The 18,781-nt window shown below is 67.7% G+C and carries 5 protein-coding genes; 1 reads left to right on the forward strand and 4 read right to left on the reverse strand.

Features of this window, described 5'->3' with window-relative positions:
- Positions 1-226: 226 nt before the first annotated feature.
- The 3 genes from GGR24_RS02480 to GGR24_RS02495 all read right to left on the reverse strand — a co-directional run bounded on the left by GGR24_RS02480 (position 227) and on the right by GGR24_RS02495 (position 11,061).
- Positions 227-8,746 (reverse strand): GH36-type glycosyl hydrolase domain-containing protein, encoded by an 8,520-nt coding sequence (locus tag GGR24_RS02480; RefSeq protein WP_183393704.1) that lies wholly within the window; start codon positions 8,744-8,746, stop codon positions 227-229.
- A gap of 205 nt (positions 8,747-8,951) precedes the next feature.
- The gene (locus GGR24_RS02485; protein WP_183393705.1) at positions 8,952-9,224 is read right to left on the reverse strand and encodes a hypothetical protein; all 273 of its coding nucleotides are present in this window, start codon (positions 9,222-9,224) and stop codon (positions 8,952-8,954) included.
- A 1,108-nt stretch (positions 9,225-10,332) separates the two neighbouring features.
- Positions 10,333-11,061 (reverse strand): PRC-barrel domain-containing protein, encoded by a 729-nt coding sequence (locus GGR24_RS02495; protein ID WP_183393707.1) that lies wholly within the window; start codon positions 11,059-11,061, stop codon positions 10,333-10,335.
- Positions 11,062-11,331: 270 nt separating this feature from the next.
- On the opposite strand from GGR24_RS02495, the gene GGR24_RS02500 reads away from it, so the two are divergent.
- On the forward strand, positions 11,332-11,967 hold the full coding sequence (locus tag GGR24_RS02500; RefSeq protein ID WP_183393708.1) for a histidine kinase dimerization/phosphoacceptor domain -containing protein: 636 nt from the start codon (positions 11,332-11,334) through the stop codon (positions 11,965-11,967).
- Between the two features lie 281 nt (positions 11,968-12,248).
- Here GGR24_RS02500 and GGR24_RS02505 read toward each other — a convergent pair whose 3' ends face one another.
- Positions 12,249-18,758, reverse strand: coding sequence for an autotransporter outer membrane beta-barrel domain-containing protein (locus GGR24_RS02505; protein WP_183393709.1), 6,510 nt, complete (start codon positions 18,756-18,758; stop codon positions 12,249-12,251).
- Positions 18,759-18,781: the final 23 nt, after the last annotated feature.

The raw sequence follows: 18,781 nt of genomic DNA on the forward strand, positions 1-18,781 counted from the left end.
GTTCTATTTTTTACAATCCGGACGTCGCTATCCATCGGTCCGTGAGCATAGGCGCAAGCGCAATATTCAGGCCGCCGTGCGCTCGAACATTCTGGTGCGGAGACGCCGCGCTGAGAAATCAGGAGCGATTCGGCATTCTGCGACTGCTGCGGACCAAGAAGATCGACCCTGGCGGCCGCTGATCTAGATGCCGACCAGACTCGCGGCGCCGTTGGCGGGGCGGTCTCTACGCCGCCCCTCTGGGCAGACAGAGCGTCAGGTCGTGCTCCTGCGCATCGAGGGGTATCCGCACGCCTTCAGCGGTAAGCTCGAGCGTTGATCCGTCAAGCGTATGTGACGCTTGACGGAGACCCGGGGGGAGCCTTTCGACCCGAACCCGACAGACTGTGCCTTCAACTGAGAGCGTCGCTTCGAAGCCTGGCCATGACGGCGGCACCACCGGCGCGACCCGAAGATGCGACGCCTCGCGGGTGACGCCGAGAATGCCCTCAAGGCCGGCCCGGTACATCCACGCGGCCGAGCCCGTGTACCAGGTCCAGCCGCCGCGGCCGACATGGGGAGCGACCGAGTAGACGTCCGCGGCCACCACGTAGGGCTCAACCTTGTATCGTTCGACCAGTTCGGCATCGAGCGCGTGATTTATCGGATTCAACATGGCGAACAGGTCGTGCGCCTTGGCTCCGTCGCCGAGCTTTGCGAAGGCGAGTACCGACCACATGGCCGCGTGGGAGTACTGGCCGCCGTTCTCGCGCAGTCCTGCCGGATAGCCCTTGATGTAGCCCGGATCGCGCGGCGTGGAGACGAACGGTGGGGTAAACAGCGCCGCGACGCCGTCCTCTCGCCGGATCAGCCGCTCGTCGACCGACGCCATCGCTCGGGTCGCCCGCTCCGGGTCGGCGGCGCCGGACAGCACCGCCCAAGACTGCGCGATCTGGTCGATGCGGCACTCGTCACTGGTCGCGGACCCGAGCCAGGCGCCATCGTCGAAGGTCGCGCGACGATACCATGCGCCGTCCCAGGCCTCGCGTTCGATCGCAGCGCGGACGTTTTCCGCGTGCGCCCGCCAACGCGCGGCGCGGTCGGGGGCGCGCGCGTCCGAGTGGGGCGCGAACAGCTCCACGGACCGGATGAACAGCCAACCGAGCCAGACGCTCTCGCCTCGGCCGCCTTCCCCTACGCGGTTCATTCCGTCGTTCCAGTCCCCGGTGCCCATCAGGGGCAGCCCATGCGGGCCGGTGAGTTCGACGCACTGGTCAAGGCCGCGGGCGCAATGCTCGAAGAGCGAGGCGCGTTGAGCAGACTCCATCGGCTGGAAGAAGGCGTCATGTTCGCCGGCTTTCAGGAGCGGGCCTTCGAGGAAGTTGGTTTCCTCCTCGAGCACTGCGGCGTCGCCGGAGGTCGCGACATAGGTCGCGGCCGCATAGGCAAGCCACACGCGGTCGTCCGAGATGCGCGTGCGGACGCCCTGGCCCGAATGCGGCAGCCACCAATGTTGGACGTCGCCTTCAGGGAACTGACGGCCCGCGGCGCGCAGCAGGTGGCGGCGGGTCTCAGCAGGATCGATCAGCGACAGCGCCATTCCGTCCTGCATCTGGTCGCGGAACCCGTAGGCGCCGCTCGCCTGATAGAAGCCGGAGCGCGCCCAGATCCGGCAGCCGAGCGCCTGATAGAGCAGCCACCCGTTGAGCATGATGTCCATGGCGCGATCCGGCGTGCGGACCTGCACGGCTCCGAGACGCCTCGCCCAGCTTTGGGAGACCACCATCAGCATGGCGTCGATGTCCGCCGCACGGGTGCGGACCAAGCAAGCGCGGGCTTCCTCTTCCGAGCGGCACTGCCCCAACAGCCAGACGATCTCGACGCTTTCGCCTACGCCGAGCGCGACATCAGTTGAAAGGGCAGCGCAGGGATCAAGGCCGGCTCCTGCGGCGCCTGAAAGGCAGCTTTCGCGGAACAATGCGGCAGGCGCCTCAGGCCCGCCATTCCGTCCTAGAAATTCCGTTCGGTCGGAGGTCCAGCTTGTTTGGCGGCCCAGCAGATCGGCGAACGCCACGCGATCGGGGAACGCGGAACGCCAGCGGTTGCGCGCGAACAGCGCGCCGGTTTCGGGGTCTACAGAGGTGACGACGAACGGCGCGGACGCCTCCCGCGCGGTGCCGAGCGCCCATTCGGCGAACGCCGTGACCGAGAGCCGCCTCGGACGCCCGGAGGTGTTGCGAAGCGTCAGGCGCGAGATCTTGATGGGGTCCGCGACAGGAACGAACTGGGTCAGCGCCAGCGCGACGCCGTTGGCCTCGTGCTCAAAACGGGTCGAGCCAAAGCGATGCCGCGCCACGTAGAGCCCGCCGTCGCAGATCGGTTGGGCGGTCGGCGTCCAGACGTCCCTAGTCACTTCGTCCCGGACGTACATGGCTTCGCCCACTGGGTCCATGACGGGATCGTTCGACCAGGGCGTCAGCTGGTTCTCCCGGCTGTTTTCGGACCAGGTCGAGCCGCTGCCGCCGGCGGAAGCCTGGAATCCGAACGCCGGGTTGGCGATCACGTTGATCCACGGCGCGGGCGTCGTCTGTCCGCCGTCGAGAACGACGACATATTCGCGGCCGCCGTCGCCGAAGCCGCCGAGCCCATTGAAGAATTCGAGGTCGTCAGTCGCCCTGCCGCGCTGCGTTTCCGTGCTTTTCGTTGCGGGGGTCTTCCGCGGCCGGGGCGCGGCGAGCGGCGCGGCCGCGGGAAGGCGCTCCATCTGCGCCGCGATAGGCCCGCGCCGAGCGACGAGCACGACGCGCGCGACCGACAGCAGCAGATTGCGGGCTTCAATCGGAAGCAGGTCGGCGCGCAGCGTGTAGACATCGCCCTGCGCGGGCGCATCGCCGGACCGCGGCCGCGACTGGCTTGAGCGTACGGCGGTGTCAATCGCGATCTGCAGGTCCTGAAGATAGGACGAGGCGTGCTCGTTGATGATGACGAGATCAACCGAAAGGCGTTTCATACGCCAGTACTCGATGGCGCGGAGAAGCTGCCGGACCTGGTTGATGTCCTCGACGTCATCGATCCTGAGCAGGACGATCGGCAGGTCCCCAGAGATCGAATAAGGCCAGAGCCCGGACTGCGGACCCGCGCCGCCGAGGATGACGTCCGAGGCCGCCCGAAAGCGCGCGTCGGGGTAGAGAAGCGGCGCCGCGAGACGCTGGAAGTCGGCGGCTTCGTCCGCCGTCACGTCGAGATGACGAAGCTGCACCTGCGCCTGCGTCCAGGCGAGCGTCTTCGCCCGTTCGAATGCACTACGGTCGTGATGGGCGTCGACGAGGTCGAGCAGGTCCGCACGCGTGGCGGCGACCACCGTCCAGAACGCAACGCGCACCTGGGCCCCTGAGGGGACCACCACCCGGCGGCGGATGGAGAACACCGGGTCGAGGACCGTTCCTGCGGTGTTCGAAAGCGGCCGGGCGGCGTTGCATGCGAAGGCCGCCGGGTTGGGGAGGCCGCGCCCGAGGAATTTCGCACGATCACTCTCGTATTGTGGCTCGGCGGACTCGGCGCCTTCGATAACCGCGAAATGCGCCGCCCACGGTGTCGCCTCACCATTTGCTCGCGGGCGGCGGGTCGCGACCAGCGCGCCGAACTCGGGCAAATGCTCGGTCACGACAAACAATTTCGCGAAGGCCGGGTGCGCGGCGTCGGCGGCCTGCGGCCCGAGCACGATCTCGGAATAGGACGTGAGTTCGATTTCGAAGGCGGTGCGGCCGGCGTTCGTCAGCGTCACGCGTCGCACCTCGGCGTCGACCTCGCCGGACACGATGACCTCAACGGTTGTGGTGAGCGGACCGTCGCGGCGAATGAAGCTCGCCTGGTCCTCGGCGAATACCACCTCCTGCTGGTCGGCCGGAGCGCCGAGCGGCTGGGCGGTCGCCGACCAGATCCGGCCGCTCGCGACATCGCGCAGCATCACGAACGAACCGAGGTCGTCGCGCGTGGCGTCGCCGCGCCAGCGAGTGACCGCGAGGTCGCGCCAGCGGCTGTAGCCGCCGCCGTCCGCACTCAACATGACGGCGTATCGGCCGTTCGACAGCAGGTGCGTGACCGGGGCTCCGCCCGTCGCCGGCGTCACATGCCGCACGACCGAGGCTTCCGTGAGGTCGCCCGGCGAGGCCCTGACTTCTTCGGCCCGCGGCTGGAGCACGGCGACGTCCCGCGGCACCCGCTCCTGCATCAGCGAATCGCAGGCCTCGATCATCGGCTCCCGGTGAAAGCGCGCACGCATCCGGCCGTCCTGCAGGACGTTTGCGAGGGACACGATGGTCATGCCCTGGTGGTGGGCCATGAAGGTGCGCACGATCGCGACGTTTTCGCCCGCCGGCAGGCGGCCGCGCGTGAAATCGATCGCGTCGTAGAAACCATAGCGGCCGCTGGCGCCAATGGCGGCGAGGCGGGTGAAATTCGCCAGCGCTCCCTGCGGATCCACCATGGCGGCGAGGGCGGTCGCGTAAGGGGCGAACACCGCGTTCTCAGCGAGGCCCCGCTTGAGCCCCAGGCCTGGCACGCCGAAGTTCGAATACTGGTAGGTGAACTCGAGGTCGCGGGCGTTGTAGGCCGACTCCGAGACGCCCCACGGAACGCCGAGCGATCGGCCGTAATCCTGTTGGCGGCGTACGATCAGGCGGTTGGTCTGCTCCAGCAGACTTCCGGCCGGCGCGCGCATGACGAGCGACGGCATCAGATATTCGAACATTGAGCCCGACCACGAGAGCAGCGCGGACGCGCCGCCGGTCGGAGTCGCAGTGCGGCCGAGGCGGAACCAGTGCCGCGTTGGGGCGTCGCCCTTAGCGATGGCGAAGAGGCTCGCAAGCCGCGCCTCTGAGGCGAGGAGGTCGTAACAGCTCGGATCGAGCCGGTTGTCCGGCAGCGAGTAGCCGATGGAGAACAGCTTACGCTCAGGGTCCAGCAGGAACGCGAAGTCCATCGCGAGTGCAGTGGCGCGCGCTTCCACGGCAATCCGCGCAGCCCGTTCGCGAAGAGGGAGGGCCGTTCGATCGCACCCCGCGTCGCGAGCGTGCTCCGTGACGCCGCGCATAAACGCCGTGATCCAGAACTGAAAATCCGCCGCGCCTTCGGATGCGATCGGCGGCAGCACACCACGAGCGATCTTCAGCGTCTTGTCGGACAGTCGCATCAAGGCCGGCGCGAGTGTCGAAATAGGGACGCCGCCGTTCAGCTGGGCGTCGATCTCGTCGATGATCTCGCTGATCGGCCGGGTCTGGGCCTTGTTCCCCGAAACGAGCTTGGTGAGGGTCCTCCGAGCCAGCGCCAGGGAGTCGGCGAGCCCCTGCCGGGCGAATAGCGCCACAGGCTCCGCAGGCCAATCCTCGCAGGCGTTGGCGAGTGCGATGAGGTGACCGGCAAGGTTGCCACTGTCGACAGTCGACACATAGGCCGGGATCAGTGGCTCGCCGTTCTCGGTGCCGTACCAGTTCAGAAAATGGCCGCGGTGGCGCTGCAGCGTCTTGAGCGACGCGAAGGTTGCCTCGAGCCGATCCAGGGTCTCGGTCGTGCCTGCCCAGCCGAAGTCGCGCGCCGCTACCGCCGACAACAGATAGAGCCCAATATTGGTGGGCGAGGTGCGCCGTGCGATGACTGGGTGAGGATCTTCCTGGAAATTGTCCGGCGGCAGCATATTGTCGGCCGGCGTCACGAAGGTCTCGAAGAACCGCCACGTCCTGCGGGCGATCAGACGGAGTTCAAGTGCGTCGTCCGGCGACAGCGCGAGATCCGTGGCGGCGTCCGGAGAGCGGCTCGCCCATAGCGCGATCGCAGGGGCCGCGCCCCAGGCGACGGCGAACGGCAGAATCAACGCCCAGCTTGCAGGGGCGAGCACGAGGCACAGGCCCGCAAGCCCAAGCCCGAGAGCCACGCCTCCCGCCATCATCCTGTAGAAGCCGGCCAGCGTGAGCCGCGGCGCGGCAGTGGACTGCGCCGCAGTTGTCCATTCGAGCAGCCGCCGCCTCGTTCGAAACACGCGGTCGATCGTGCGCCCGATGGCGTCGCCCGCCCGCCAAGCCTGATCCGGCAGGAAGGCGAGGGACAGGCCGATCTGGGTCGCCGCCAGCCTAAGGTCGCTGAGCAGCGCCCGGTTGTGGGCCGCGAGCTGGATTCCGGCCCGGCGTGGCACGACGGAGAAGAACAGGTGGAGGGCACCGGGCAAGACGAGCGCCAGAACCAGGAACAGCGCACCCCACGCGGCTGCGGGCGGTGGAGCGAGCCAGCACGCCGCGAGCGTCGCTAACGCGGCCGGCGCGACGAGCGAGCGGCGGAGATTGTCGAGCATCTTGACCCGACCAACCGGGGAAAGGGCTCCGGGCCCTCCCAAGGCGCCCAGCACCAACGGCAGCAACTGCCAGTCGCCGCGCATCCAGCGGTGCTGCCGCCGCGCTGCGACGTCGTAACGGGACGGGAAATCCTCAATGACCTCGACATCCGATGCGAGACCCGCCCGTGCGAACACACCTTCGAACAGGTCGTGGCTCAGCATTGCGTTTTCGGGGGTCCGGCCAGCGAGCGCCGCCTCGAAGGCGTCGACGTCGTAGATCCCTTTCCCCGTGTACGAGCCCTCGCCGAACAGGTCCTGATAGACGTCCGAGATCGCAGCTGCATACGGGTCGATGCCGCCGGGCGCCGAGAATGCTCGCTGATAGACCGACCCCTCCCGGCCAATCGGGAGGGACGGCGTCACGCGGGGCTGAAGGATGCCATAGCCCGCGACGACGCGCTGTCTGTGGGCGTCGAAGTTCGGCCGGTTCAGCGGATGGGCCATCTTGCCTATCAGCCGGCTCGCGGCGTCTCGAGGCAGGCGCGTGTCGGCGTCGAGCGTGATGACGTAGCGAACATCGGCAGGGACGCGCGGCGCGCGTTCGTCGACCCGAGTGAAGGTCGTGTCGGTCGCGCCGCGTAGAAGTCGGTTCAGCTCGTGCAACTTGCCGCGCTTGCGCTCCCAGGCCATCCAGACGCCGTCGACGGAGTTGAAGACGCGGCGGCGATGGAGCAGCAGGAAGCGGTCGCCGCCGGGGGCCGGCCCATGCTTGGCGTTCAACCGCGCTATCGCCGAAGAGGCTATCGCGAGAAGGGCGGCGTCGGTGCGAAGCGTCTCGCGGTCCGCATCGACGCCGTCGACCACGAGCGCGAACGAGATATCGCCGCCTGCGCCGGACAGATGGTGCACCTCCAGGTGTGCGATCTGCTCGGCTAGATCGGCTTCGCCCGTGAGTAGGGTCGGTATTGCGACCAAGGTCCGGAACTCGGACGGCACGCCGGCGGACAGGTCCAGCCCTGGAAGGGGATGGGCTCCAAAGCTCCAGCCGATCAGGCGGTTGACAAGCGCGGTCGCGACGTCCGTGGCCGGAATGAAGCCGAGCAGCGCGATCACAGCCGGCCAGGTCGTTCCGCCGCCCGCCGCGATCAACGCCGAGACGGCACCGCCGAGCAACGCAGCCGTAAGGGCCAGGATCGCGCCCAAGTAACCGGCGACGCCGAGCCTTATGCTGAGCCGGTTGAACCACAGCCGGGGCGACGCTCGAAAGTCGAGCGCCCGTTCGAGGTCGAGGCGGCCTTCCGCGATTAGATGGTAGCCGGGATCGCGGACACGCTGCGTCCCGGGGGCGTCCGTCGGACCCTCGCGTCGCGACGCGGCCAGAGCCGCGTCGGCGACTACGAGTTCGCTGGCCAATGAGCCGCGCGAGAGTTGCTCTATCGCGCTCCGATAGAGATTACGGGTCGGGAAATCCATCGCCGCGAAATCGCTCGAGCGACGCAGCTTCTCGTCGACGAGACTGACAGCTTCGAATAGCTCCGCCCAATCGATGTCCGAGATCAGCCGCATGCTCGTGATGACGTTGCGGATCGTGAGGTTTGACGCGCCCTGACGCATCTGAGCGTGCCGGATGGCCTCCTCGATCGACGAGCCTTGCAGCGTCATGCGCCGATCGAGCCACTCCAGCGCGGGATTGGTGCGCGGATCCTGATCGCGGAGCCGTTTGGCCAGTTGAGCCGCGAACAGTTCGGAGACTGGTCCGGTGGCGCGTGTGGCGATGTCGGTCTCGAGCGCGGACCGCGCGCCGCCGGACGCGAGCAGCCGGTCGGCCAGAAGATCGGCGTCGGCGCGGGCCGCTCGCGCGACGCTGATCTGATCGGCGAGCCTTCGCAGATTCTCGATGAGGACTATGCGGATCGTGATCGCTACGGCCCAGAGTTCACCCATCGTGAGCGGCTGCACTCCTTGATAGGCGGCCACGAAACGCTTCAGGATCTCTGGATCGAAGTGGCTGTCGGTGTGGGCGACATAGGCCCAGGCGAGGCCGAATACACGCGGATAGCCCCTGAACGGTCCTCCGGAAAGCTTCGGTAGCTGGCGGTAGTACCCCGGCGGAAGATCCTCACGGATCTCTCGCACTTGATCTTCGACAAGATGGTAGTTGTCGAGCAGCCACTCCGCCGCCGGCGTGACGCCACCTCCGCTCTCGAGCTCCGCGGCGCTTGCCTTGTAGGCGGCGAGCAGTCTAGCCGCATTGTCGTTCAGTCGAACTCGAAGCGATCGGACGAATAGCGGCCGGTCAGTAACGGATTGGGCGGCCGCGAGAGATTCTGCGTGCTGCTCGAGGCGCTCTACTCCGAATAACTCATCCCGGACTGGCGCCGCACTGTCCCAAGGAGCTGAGGACGATCGACCATTAAAGAGATTTCCTACAACTTCAAGCATGCTCACCCTCGCTGCCCGGATCTAACGGCGAGGAGAACTGCAGCGGCTATTGATGCGGCAAGGCCATCGTTGACGTCAGAGGACGGGCTTGATCGATCTCGTCCCTCGGAGAAGGGTGGTAGTCGTGATAATCGCCGACGGAAGATAAATCTCTCCTTTATCTGATGTCGACTTTGCGCGGCAGGTTGCAATCGACCAGAAGGTCTCACAATCCTGCAACCGCTTTCTTGTCGGCCTCGAGAGCTGCTTCGAGATCCGCGGGCTCGACGAGGTGGGACTGAACGGTTCGGCTGCGGGTGGCGAGCGCGGGCGTCTGTAGTCGCGTGGCGACTCGATGGTAAGCGAGGATGGAGACGCCAAGAATCTCGGCTTCATCGACAACCAGCCGATAGGTTCCGGGTGGCTGCGGACCATCCAGCGCCTTCAGAGTAAAGGGTCGCTTGAACGTCACTGTGGTTTCGAGTGTTCGATCAGCCACATCTCTCTCCGTCGGGTTCTTTAAGTTCGGGCGCGTGTCCAGTAGGAAAGGGGTTGAACGTCATGCAGGTCAGGTCCCGCTTCGGCCCTTGATCTTGGTCCGCCGGGCTTCTCGCGGTGGCGGTCTTCTTCTGTTCTCCGTCGGACGTCGTGCCATCCAAAAAGAAGACGACGCCGCGAACGCTGCGGCGGGTTTGGGACGCCAAGACGCCACTTCGGAACTGATGCCGTCCCGCCGCTGAACGAGGTTAGATCGTTGTCGACTTCGCTCGTTAACGCGTGTCGCTGTCCCCTGGAGCGCCGGTCGGGGAGGGCGACAGTCAGGTCTGATCTGCAGCTGATCGCAGTGAGCTATCCGCTCTTGCGGTCAAGAACGAGCTCGTAAGCGATCTTCTGGATCTCCTGCAAATCAGATATGCCGGCGCGCTCCAAAGCGCTCATATGCACGAACTCGTCACCGCCGCCATTGTCCGGCTCGCTGAGGCCTACGCCTTATCGGCGTAACCTTTGACCTGCTCCGGAGGAATGAAGTCCCCTCTCAAGTAATAGACGCGTCAGCCTTTGAGGCCGGAGAGCGGCAGTGTTCCGGATGAAAAATAGAAACGGGTCGCTCGGGTGCCGGGTTGAGTGGCGCAACATCGAGCGATTCTGTCAGCAAATCAGAAGATGATGTGCTTTTTGCCGCTTGCAATGATGTGGCTGGCTTATTTTTGCAGAATTGCATCCTTATGGCTGAATTTATCGTGCCACACTCCTGATCCTCGGCGCGCTTGGGTCTACAGCTAGCGGATCGTCCGCGAGAAGTTGGTTTTGACCGTTGCGGCCCGTTCGCGGCAAGTCCCAAGGCCGTCGCGTCATCTCCTCCGAGGTCAGGTGCCCGTCCTCGTGACTGCTGCGCGAAGGATCTTGACGAGGTCTGCGCTCGATTAAGCACCACATCGCCATCGTCACGCTGTCGTTCGCCGGGGACGCTGTCTTCGACGATAGTTAGATAAATGAGCGCCGCGCCCTCTGGAGGGCGCGGCGCTTGCGCGCGGCCGTCAGAGCGGCAACCGTCAAGCGGATGTCGATCGAGGCGGCTGACTAGCGCTCGACCCGCCGCGGTATCATCATCGAGCGAACATCTCATCGTTCCGGGCGCGCCAGGCGAGATCCGTCAGCCAACCGAAATCCTGGTCTGGCATTTGCGGAATAGTTGTCATCTCAGCGTGCGATATTCTAAGAAAGAAGATGCTGCGCTCCTGAGCGACTTGCATCGACTGTAGCGGGACGACGATGCTGCTTGTCCCGGGGGTGAAAAATCCGCCTGAGGCTACAATCACGTAGTCGCGACGATCTTTCGTCCCGAACACAATGTTCCTGACCTCTCCGACGATCTTATCATCGGCGCTCCTGACCTCGGCGCCCATGATTTCGTCAGCTCTCAGTCCGGGCGAGAGACTGTCAACGGCGACGAGTGGCTTAGCGCCTGCGTCTGCCCGGTGCCCCACCCCGCCTCCTGCCCGGATTTGCGGCTTCAGCGCGTCGGCTTGCTTGTCAGCTTCCTCCTCGTCGTTATCTCCCAAGGATGACATCACGGGGCCCGATATGAGCTCTCTGATGTTTCCGAGAAGGCGCTCGCAATCCTCGTGGCGCCCATACGAACGAAGGGTAAAAGCCGCGTCTCGGAGATTTCGAAGGTCGCGAACCGCTTGTCTGTTCGCCGGACCGCGAAGGGCCGGACTTTTGAGGACTGCTTCCTCCAATTTCGCGTCGGCAATCTGACAGTCGGCGAGAGCTCCCGCAGCCCCAGACCCGCTCAGAACAGCCGCTATCAATGCAATTTTCGCGATTCGCATAATTGGTCCCGTCTCTGGCAAAGCAGATGTTGGAGTTAGTGTATCAGCAATCTCGTCAGGCGAGGGAAAAAGAGAAGAAATAAAATCGACTGGTGAGAATGAAGCGAGGGCGGTGAAGCTGCTGAGCGTCACGTGGCACCGGCGTAGGCTGGCATTTTACACGGCGTTATTTGAATGGGAGCTTAGGCGCCCCATCGATCCGTTGCTTGAGCTGCGGCCCATCGGATCGAAGGCGCTCGCCTCAAGCGACGGTGACGGAGCGGCCTCGTCGTGCGCACGCGGTCGGTGGGGCAGACCGCACGGCGGCGACCCACAACGGTTCTGAGCGGCGGATCGCTGCTGCGCCTTCAGGGGCGGCGGCAGCCCGACTCGGCCGTCAGAACGCTCTTCGAGGAGTCGGCCGACCGGCTGAACGCGATGGCTCGCGTCCACGACATGCTGAGTCGGTCCGAACACGCGCAGCGCGTCGATGTCGCCACCTATGTCGCCGAGCTCTGCGAGGCGCTGAAGTCGCTGACCGGCGGAGATGGGCGGATCGCCCTGAGGGCGCGCGTCGAAGAGGATATCCTAGTCGACGCCGACGCAGCCTTTCCGATCGGTATCGTGCTGACAGAGCTGATCACAAACGCGGTGAAGTACGCCTTCCCAGAGCACCGCTCGGGGATCATCCTGGTTCAAGCTAGGCGTAGCGGACCCGGTCGGGTGGAGCTGATCATCAGGGACAACGGCGTCGGGATGACTGACTTCCGGGAGGGATCGCTCGGCTACGGCTTGGTCCGTTCTCTTGTGAAGCAAATCGGGGGCGAGCTGGAGATACAGGGCGATGCAGGCGTGACCGTCACCATCTCATTCTCGGACGCCTCCCGGTTCCCGCCGCCGGGCGGCCGCGATCCCGCATCGGCCTAGGCAGAGGACGAACCCCGGAGCGAGCCACGGTCGCGGCTGGGACCGCAGGGCAGACCCCGGCGGCCGCTCCGAACAGCGGACGTGAGACCGTGTCGCAGCAACCTTCTCGGCCGTCGCCTTGAAGCGGACGAGTTCGCGGTAGCCGAATGTGACCTTTCGGAAGCTCAGGATGTCCGCCTTCCGGGCGGCGATCAGCAGCGCGTTCCTGGGAGTCCCGCGAGGGTGAGGACGCTCCCCCGGAGCTTGTCCGGGGGAGCTGTCAGCGAACGGGCTCGCGCCGCTCAGAAGCGGTAGGAGACGCTGGCGGTCGCGCCGTGCTTGGTCGTTTCACGGCCGAATTCGCCATCGTACTGGACGCGCAGATCGATCGAATTGTCCTGGTAGAGCTGCAGCCCGGCGCTGGCGCGGCCCGTGACCCGATCGAGAGGCGCGTTCAGCCGGAAGTCGTCGCTCGACGAACCGGCGCTGAATTTGCCGCGGCTGCGCCACTCGTCATTGGTGCGCACGTTCAGGCCGACCGTCACGAAGCTCCGCAGCGTCCGTCCGCCCCAGACCTCGTCCGCCCTGCCGATCTCCAGCGCGGGGGTGACGATCGCCGAGGTGTAGGAGCCGTGCGAGATGGTCAGGCCGAGGCCGCCCTTCTCCTTCTCCGAGAAGCCGCTGTTGCGCGCATGAACGAGGTCGAGGTTGAGGTAGGGCCTCAGATAGAAGTCCTCCGCCCCGAGCGTGTAGGCGACGCGGGCCCGGACGCCCGCGCTGTACGCGTCGCTGTCGGACTTCGCGGTGGCGGCGTAGCCGGCCGCGGAGATTCGGCGCTTGATGTCGTAGTCGCCATAGCTCCCGAACAGCGCTCCCGTCAGCAGGAACGGGCCGCTCTGGCGCTTCAGGGTCAGGGCGCCCTGCACGCTGGAGCCCTTAGCCGAAACGCCGTCGTGGCCGTTGAAGGAGTCCGCCTGATAGGCGAGCGAGCCGCCCAGCAGCAGCCCGGAGTCGAGCTCTCCCTGGACGCCGACCTGCCAGGACAGGCTGTCCATGTCGGACTTGCCGCGATTGGCGTCGCCCTTGAACGAGGCGCGCTGTCCGCGCGTCGTTCCGTAGACGCAGGAGCCCTCGGTGAGGAACGTCTTCGAGCCCGACGGTCCGGCGTCGAACACCGGGCAGCTCATCGACGCGTCGGCGATTCGCGAGGCGTCCGCGGCGACCCGCGCGAACAGCGTCGAGATGCTACGCGGCGAGACTTCCGCGATGGCAGCCTCGTAGCGGCCGAGATCCGCGCCTGCTGTCGCGTCCAGTCCGGCGAAGAACGAGCCGAGCTCGGCGCGCCCTTCCGCGAACACGTTCTCGAGCGCGTTGGCGACCGCGCTGTGATGCGACGTCAGACCGAAGCTGTCCTTGTCGAACTGCGCGCCCGTGATCGCGATGTCGTAGCGGCCGGCGTCCTCGCGCAGCGCGTAGGAAAACAGCGGGCTGTCGGGCGCCGTCAGCGAACCCGTGACGGCGCCCTGCACGGTGAGCGCCGGCAGGAAGATGTTGGGCAGCGCGCTCGCAAGATTGGGCCGGACGCCGCCGTCGAGGACGGCGTTCCCGGTCACCACATAGGCGCCGCTGGTCATGTTGCTGAAGTCGAGATGCGGCGCGATGCGGCCTTCGGCGGTCTGGATGAGGTGCCCGTCGAGGTACGAGCGCTGGCCCGGAAGCGCGACGAGCGTACCGGAATTCGTCAGGGTGCCCGCCATCTCGCGGGGCGGCGAGCCGTTGGTGTTCTGGAAGTTGCCGGTGATCGACCCGCCCTGAAGCCAGGTGTCGCCATAGATCTGGCCCTGGTTGTCGACGTCGACCTTCTGCGATCCGTAAGCCCCCGTGGTCTTGATGGCGTTTCCGGACGCCGCCCACACCCAGCCGTCCTTGCCGATGTTGATCTGGTTGGACGCGTTCCCGCCGTCGATCAGGATGCCGACGCCCTGCGCGCCGGAGCCGCCGGCGACCGTGCCGTTGACGTTCACCGTCACCGCGCCTGCGCTTCCCGGCGCGCTGCTCTGCGCGAGCACGCCGATGCTGTTCTCGCCCGTCGCCGACACCCCGCCATCGACGTTGACCGTCACCGCCCCCGCCGTGGACGAGGCGTTCCGGCCAGTGTGGCCGATGAACACGCCGCCGCCGTTCGCGATCAACCCGCCGCCGCCGCCGATGCTCTGCGCGATGATGCCGAAGGCGCCGGCGGCCGAGGTCCCGACATAGCCTGCGGCGCTCACCGTGACGGCGCCGCCGGAGCCGACGCCCGCATCGGCGTCGGAGCTCTTTGGGCCATCATATGTGCCGGTCAGCACCGGAGGCGCTCCGCTCGAGGCGTATCCCATGAACAGGCCGCCGCCGCCGCCGACGCTCTGCGCGATGACGCCATGGCCGCCGATCCCATAGGTGTAGACGCTGCTTTCGGACTGCGGGAGCGAGACCGAAACGCTCCCGCCGTCGCTCGCATATTTCGTGCTGGAGTTCAGCGAGCCGAACTGCGCGACCGAGGCGCTCTGGCCGGGCGTCGCCGCCGCGATGCCGCCGCCGCCGCCGACGCTCTGCGCGATCATGCCGGCCGCGCCCGTTCCGCTCGTCCTGATGTTGGTGACGCCCTGGCCGAAGTCGGCGGTGACCTTGCCGCCCTTGCCCGCCGCGCCGGCGCCGCCCCCGAGCGTGAAGTTCACCGCCCAGTCGTCGGTGGAAGTCGTTGATCCGGTCGCCCCCATGCCGCCGCCGCCGCCGACGGATTGCAGCACGACGCCATGCGAGACGTCGCCCTGGGTCACGACGCTGAACCCGTTGGACAGGGCGGCGAGCGACACCGAGCCGCCGTCGCCTGCGCCCTCGGAGGAATCCGTGATGGTCAGGCCGAGCGCGACGCTGCCCGAAGGCGCGTCCGAACCGTCATAGGCGCTGCCGCCGCCGCCGCCGACGCTCTGCGCCAGAAGCCCGACGGCGTGGGCCCCGACGGTAGACAGCGAGGGGATGCCCTGGTCCAGATTTACGGCGACCGAGCCGCCATTGCCGCCATAACCGCCGGACCCGTTGAAGCCCAGCGTCATGGAGGAGCTGACCGAGAGCTGCGCGAAGGTATAGAGCAGGCTGTTGGCGCTGCCGCCGGCGACCGCCATGCCGCCCATTCCGCCGCCGCCGCCGATGCTCTGCGCCAGCAATGCAGGCGCGTGATCGCCCTGCGTCGCAATCGAGCCCTCGAGGTTCACGGCGACGGCGCCGCCGTCGCCGCCCGGGCCCCCCAGTCCCCCGAGCGAAAGGGTCGGCGTGACGTAGATCGTGGGCATCGGCACGCCCTCGACGTTCCGCGCGACCACCTCGGCGGCCGACGTCGTCCCGCCATTCGCCGGAGCGACGCCGGCGGTCCCGCCGACGCCGCCGCCGCCGCCGACCGACTGCGCGATGAGGCCGGCGGAGTTCGCCCCCTTAGTGGTGATGGCCCCTGCATGGGTCACGGTCACCGTCCCGCCGTCCCCGCCCGAGCCTCCGGTGCGGCCGACATTCACCGTCGGCACGATGGAGATCGTCGGCGTCACCTGGGTCTTCTCGACGCTCTTCGCCCAGCTCAGAAGGCCGCTGACGTCGAACGATCCGCCCGACGCCACTCCGCCGCCGCCGCCGATCGACTGGACCAGCAGACCGTTCGAACTGACGCCCTCGGTGGCGATCACGCCATTGGCGTTGACGGTCGCGGCCGCCGCGCCTCCGTCGCCGCCCGCGCCGCCATTCGATCCCGTCGTGACGCTGACGTTGATGGTCGAACCGGCGCCGACGCTGTTGGCGTTCGCCGAGCCGATCCCTGCGTTGCCGCCGCCGCCGCCGATGGACTGAACCAGGCCGCCATTGGAAAAATCGCCATAGGTGGCGATTTGCGACGTCGTCGTGGAGGCGTCTCCGACCGTCAGGGTCGCGTGGCCGCCGGCGCCGCCGGCGCATTTGTCGTCGCAGTCGCCGCCGACCGCGACGCTCAGATCGACGGCCATGCTCGTCAGCGTGTTGTCGGCGATATAGCCCGAGCCGTAGCCGACGGCGGCCGCCATCGCCGAACTGTCGCCGCCCTGGCCGCCGCCGCCGCCGATGGACTGCACGACGGCGCCGCTGCTGCCCGCGCCATAGGTGAGCACTCCGGCGCCGTCAGCGAGCGAGATGGACGCGGAGCCGCCGTCGAGCACCGCCGAGCCGCCATTGCCGCCGGAGCCGCCGGTGGCGTGGGCGATGCTCAGGGTAGGGGTTCCGGAGATCCCCTCTTCGGTCGGAACCGGCAGCGAGATCGCGGTCGCGAGCGCCGAAGCGCCGCCGCCGATGCCGCCGCTGCCGCCGATCGATTGCGCGAGCACGCCGATGGCGTCGAACTGGGCGTTGTCGTCCGAGGACACGCCTGTGGTGATCCGGGATCCGGACAGCGTCACGTCCACGGTTCCGGGAGCGCCGCCATCGCCGCCGCTGCCGCCCACGGCGACTGCGTAGCTGAGCAACCCGTTGGCGCTCGTCGCGTAGGCCGCGCCGCCTGCGCCGCCGCTGCCGCCGATCGACTGGGCGACCACGCCGATCGCGCCGCTCCCGGTCGTGGTCGCGGTCAATCCCGTGGCGTCGAGCGCCACGGCGCCGCCCGCGCCGCCGGTCCCGGCCGTGCCGCCGATCGAGATCACGCTTTCGAGGCCGGAGCCATAGGCGTTGCCGCCGATGCCGCCGCCGCCGCCGATCGACTGCGCCACGATGGCGTGGGCGAGCGTGCCTGCGGTCGACACGGACGCGCCGTCGTCCCCGCCGAGCGTCATGTCGACCTTGCCGCCGGCGCCGCCATTGCCGCCGGCGCCGCCCTCGACGCTGATCATGCCGCCCGCGGTGCCGCCGGCGCCGCCGTCGCCGCCGATCGACTGCGCGACGACGCCCTGGGCGCTCTCTCCGGACGTGACGACCGCCCCCGTATGGGTCAGCTGGATCTCGCCGCCGGAGGCGCCGGACGCGCCGCGCCCGCCCTTGTCGGAAAAGGGGCTGCCCGAGGCGGTGCCGGCCGCGCCGCCGCTGCCGGAGATCGACTGGGCCAGTATGCCCTGGGAGTACGCGCCATGCGTGGTGATCGCGCCGGAGTTCTTGACCGTGATCAGCCCGATGCCGCCGCCGCTGCCGGCGTTTCCGCTGGTGGTGCCGCTCGCGCCCGTGGCGGAGCCGCCCGCTCCGCCCGCGCCCGACATCGCCTGGACGAGGATGCCGCGCGCGGTGGCGCCCGACGTGTTGATGGTCGCTCCGGACGTGACGGCGACGCCGCCCGAATCCCCGCCGCGGCCGCCGTCGCCGCCATGACCGTCGCCCAGGCCGGCGGTGATCGCCCCGGCGTCGCCGGCGTCGCCGCCGATGCTGAGAGCCGTTATCCCGTTCGATGAATCGCCCGAGGTGGTGAGCGTGACGCCGGCGTCCGCCGAGACCGTTACGAGCTTGGCGGCGCCGCCGGCCCCCCCGGGCTGGCCTTGGGAGAAGGTGCCGACGGCGTCCACCGTCCCGCTCATGCCGCCTTGGCCGCCCTTCGCGGAGGCCAGAACGGCGCTCGATGAAGAGCCGCTGGTCTTGATCGTCGCGCCGGCGCCGACGCTGACGCTCACTGAATCGCCGCGACCGCCGGCGCCGGCCGCAGAGGGGGTGATGCCGGTGCCGCGCGCTTCGCCGCCGTTGCCGCCTTTCCCGCCCTGGGCTTTCGCCTCGATGCCCGACGAATCCGAGCCTGTCGTGGTGATCGCGAGCAGGCCGGTAGTGGTCACCGACACCGCGGTCAGCCCGGCGGCGTGTCCGGCGTTGCCGCCGTCGCCGCCATTGCCGGGCGTGACGTTGATGCTGACCCCGATGCCGTCGTCGCCGCCGGTCGAGCCATTGCCGCCGGCCGCTACGGCGGAGACGCCGGACGCGGTTGAGCCGGCCGTCGAGATGACGTTCCCGGCGCCGGAGCCCTGCGTGAGCGTGATCGTCAGAGCGTTGCCGCTGCCGCCGATGGCGCCGTTGCTGTTGTCGTTGTCGTCGCCGTCGGCCACGCCGGCCGCGCCGCCGGTCTGTCTGGCGACGAGACCGCCCATGTGGTCGCCTTTGGCCGAGATCGTGCTGTCCGTCACCTTGATCGTCGCCGGACCGCTGCCGCCGCCGAGCCCCGCGGACTGGTCGTGATAGCCGGCGCCGCCGGCGCCGCCGATCTGCTCGACGAACACGGCCGCCCCCTTGGGGGTCTGCGCGTTGGTGTTCACCGAGATGGTGCTGTTGCTGAGCGTCAGATCGACCACGCCCGCCGCGGAGCCGGGCGCGCCGCTGTAGTCGTGGCTGGTGCTGTCGCCTCCCGTCCCCCCGTGAGTCTGGACGTAGAGCCCGAATACGGCGTTCATCGGTATCGAGCCGGGGGTGAAGGCGAGCTCCATGTCGAGCAGGCTCAGGTTGGTGGTGATCGATCCTGTCGGAGTGCCTGCGCCGGGCGGCTCCCCCTTCTGACCGCCGTTTCCGAGGGTCGACTGGTAGATGCCCCCGATGACCCCTTGAGCGGTCGACGCCGAGGGGTTGGTGAACGTGACGCTCGCGCCGGAGCTCGTCAGGGAGAGGGGCGTCGCGTCGGTCACGCTGCCCAACTGCTCCACCGCGAAGCCCGGGCGGCCGGAGATCGTGTAATTGTATGAGCCGCTCAGCGTGTCGTCATAGCCCATATACTGCTGCGCGAGAGCCGCGCTTCCGGAGAACCCCGCCTCGACGGTGAAGACGATCGACAGAACCATTCGATTTGTTAGTCGGCTCATCTTTTGGCTCCAAGAAGCTCTTG

The sequence above is a fragment of the Hansschlegelia beijingensis genome (assembly GCF_014196425.1).
In the GTDB taxonomy this organism is placed as follows: domain Bacteria; phylum Pseudomonadota; class Alphaproteobacteria; order Rhizobiales; family Methylopilaceae; genus Methylopila; species Methylopila beijingensis.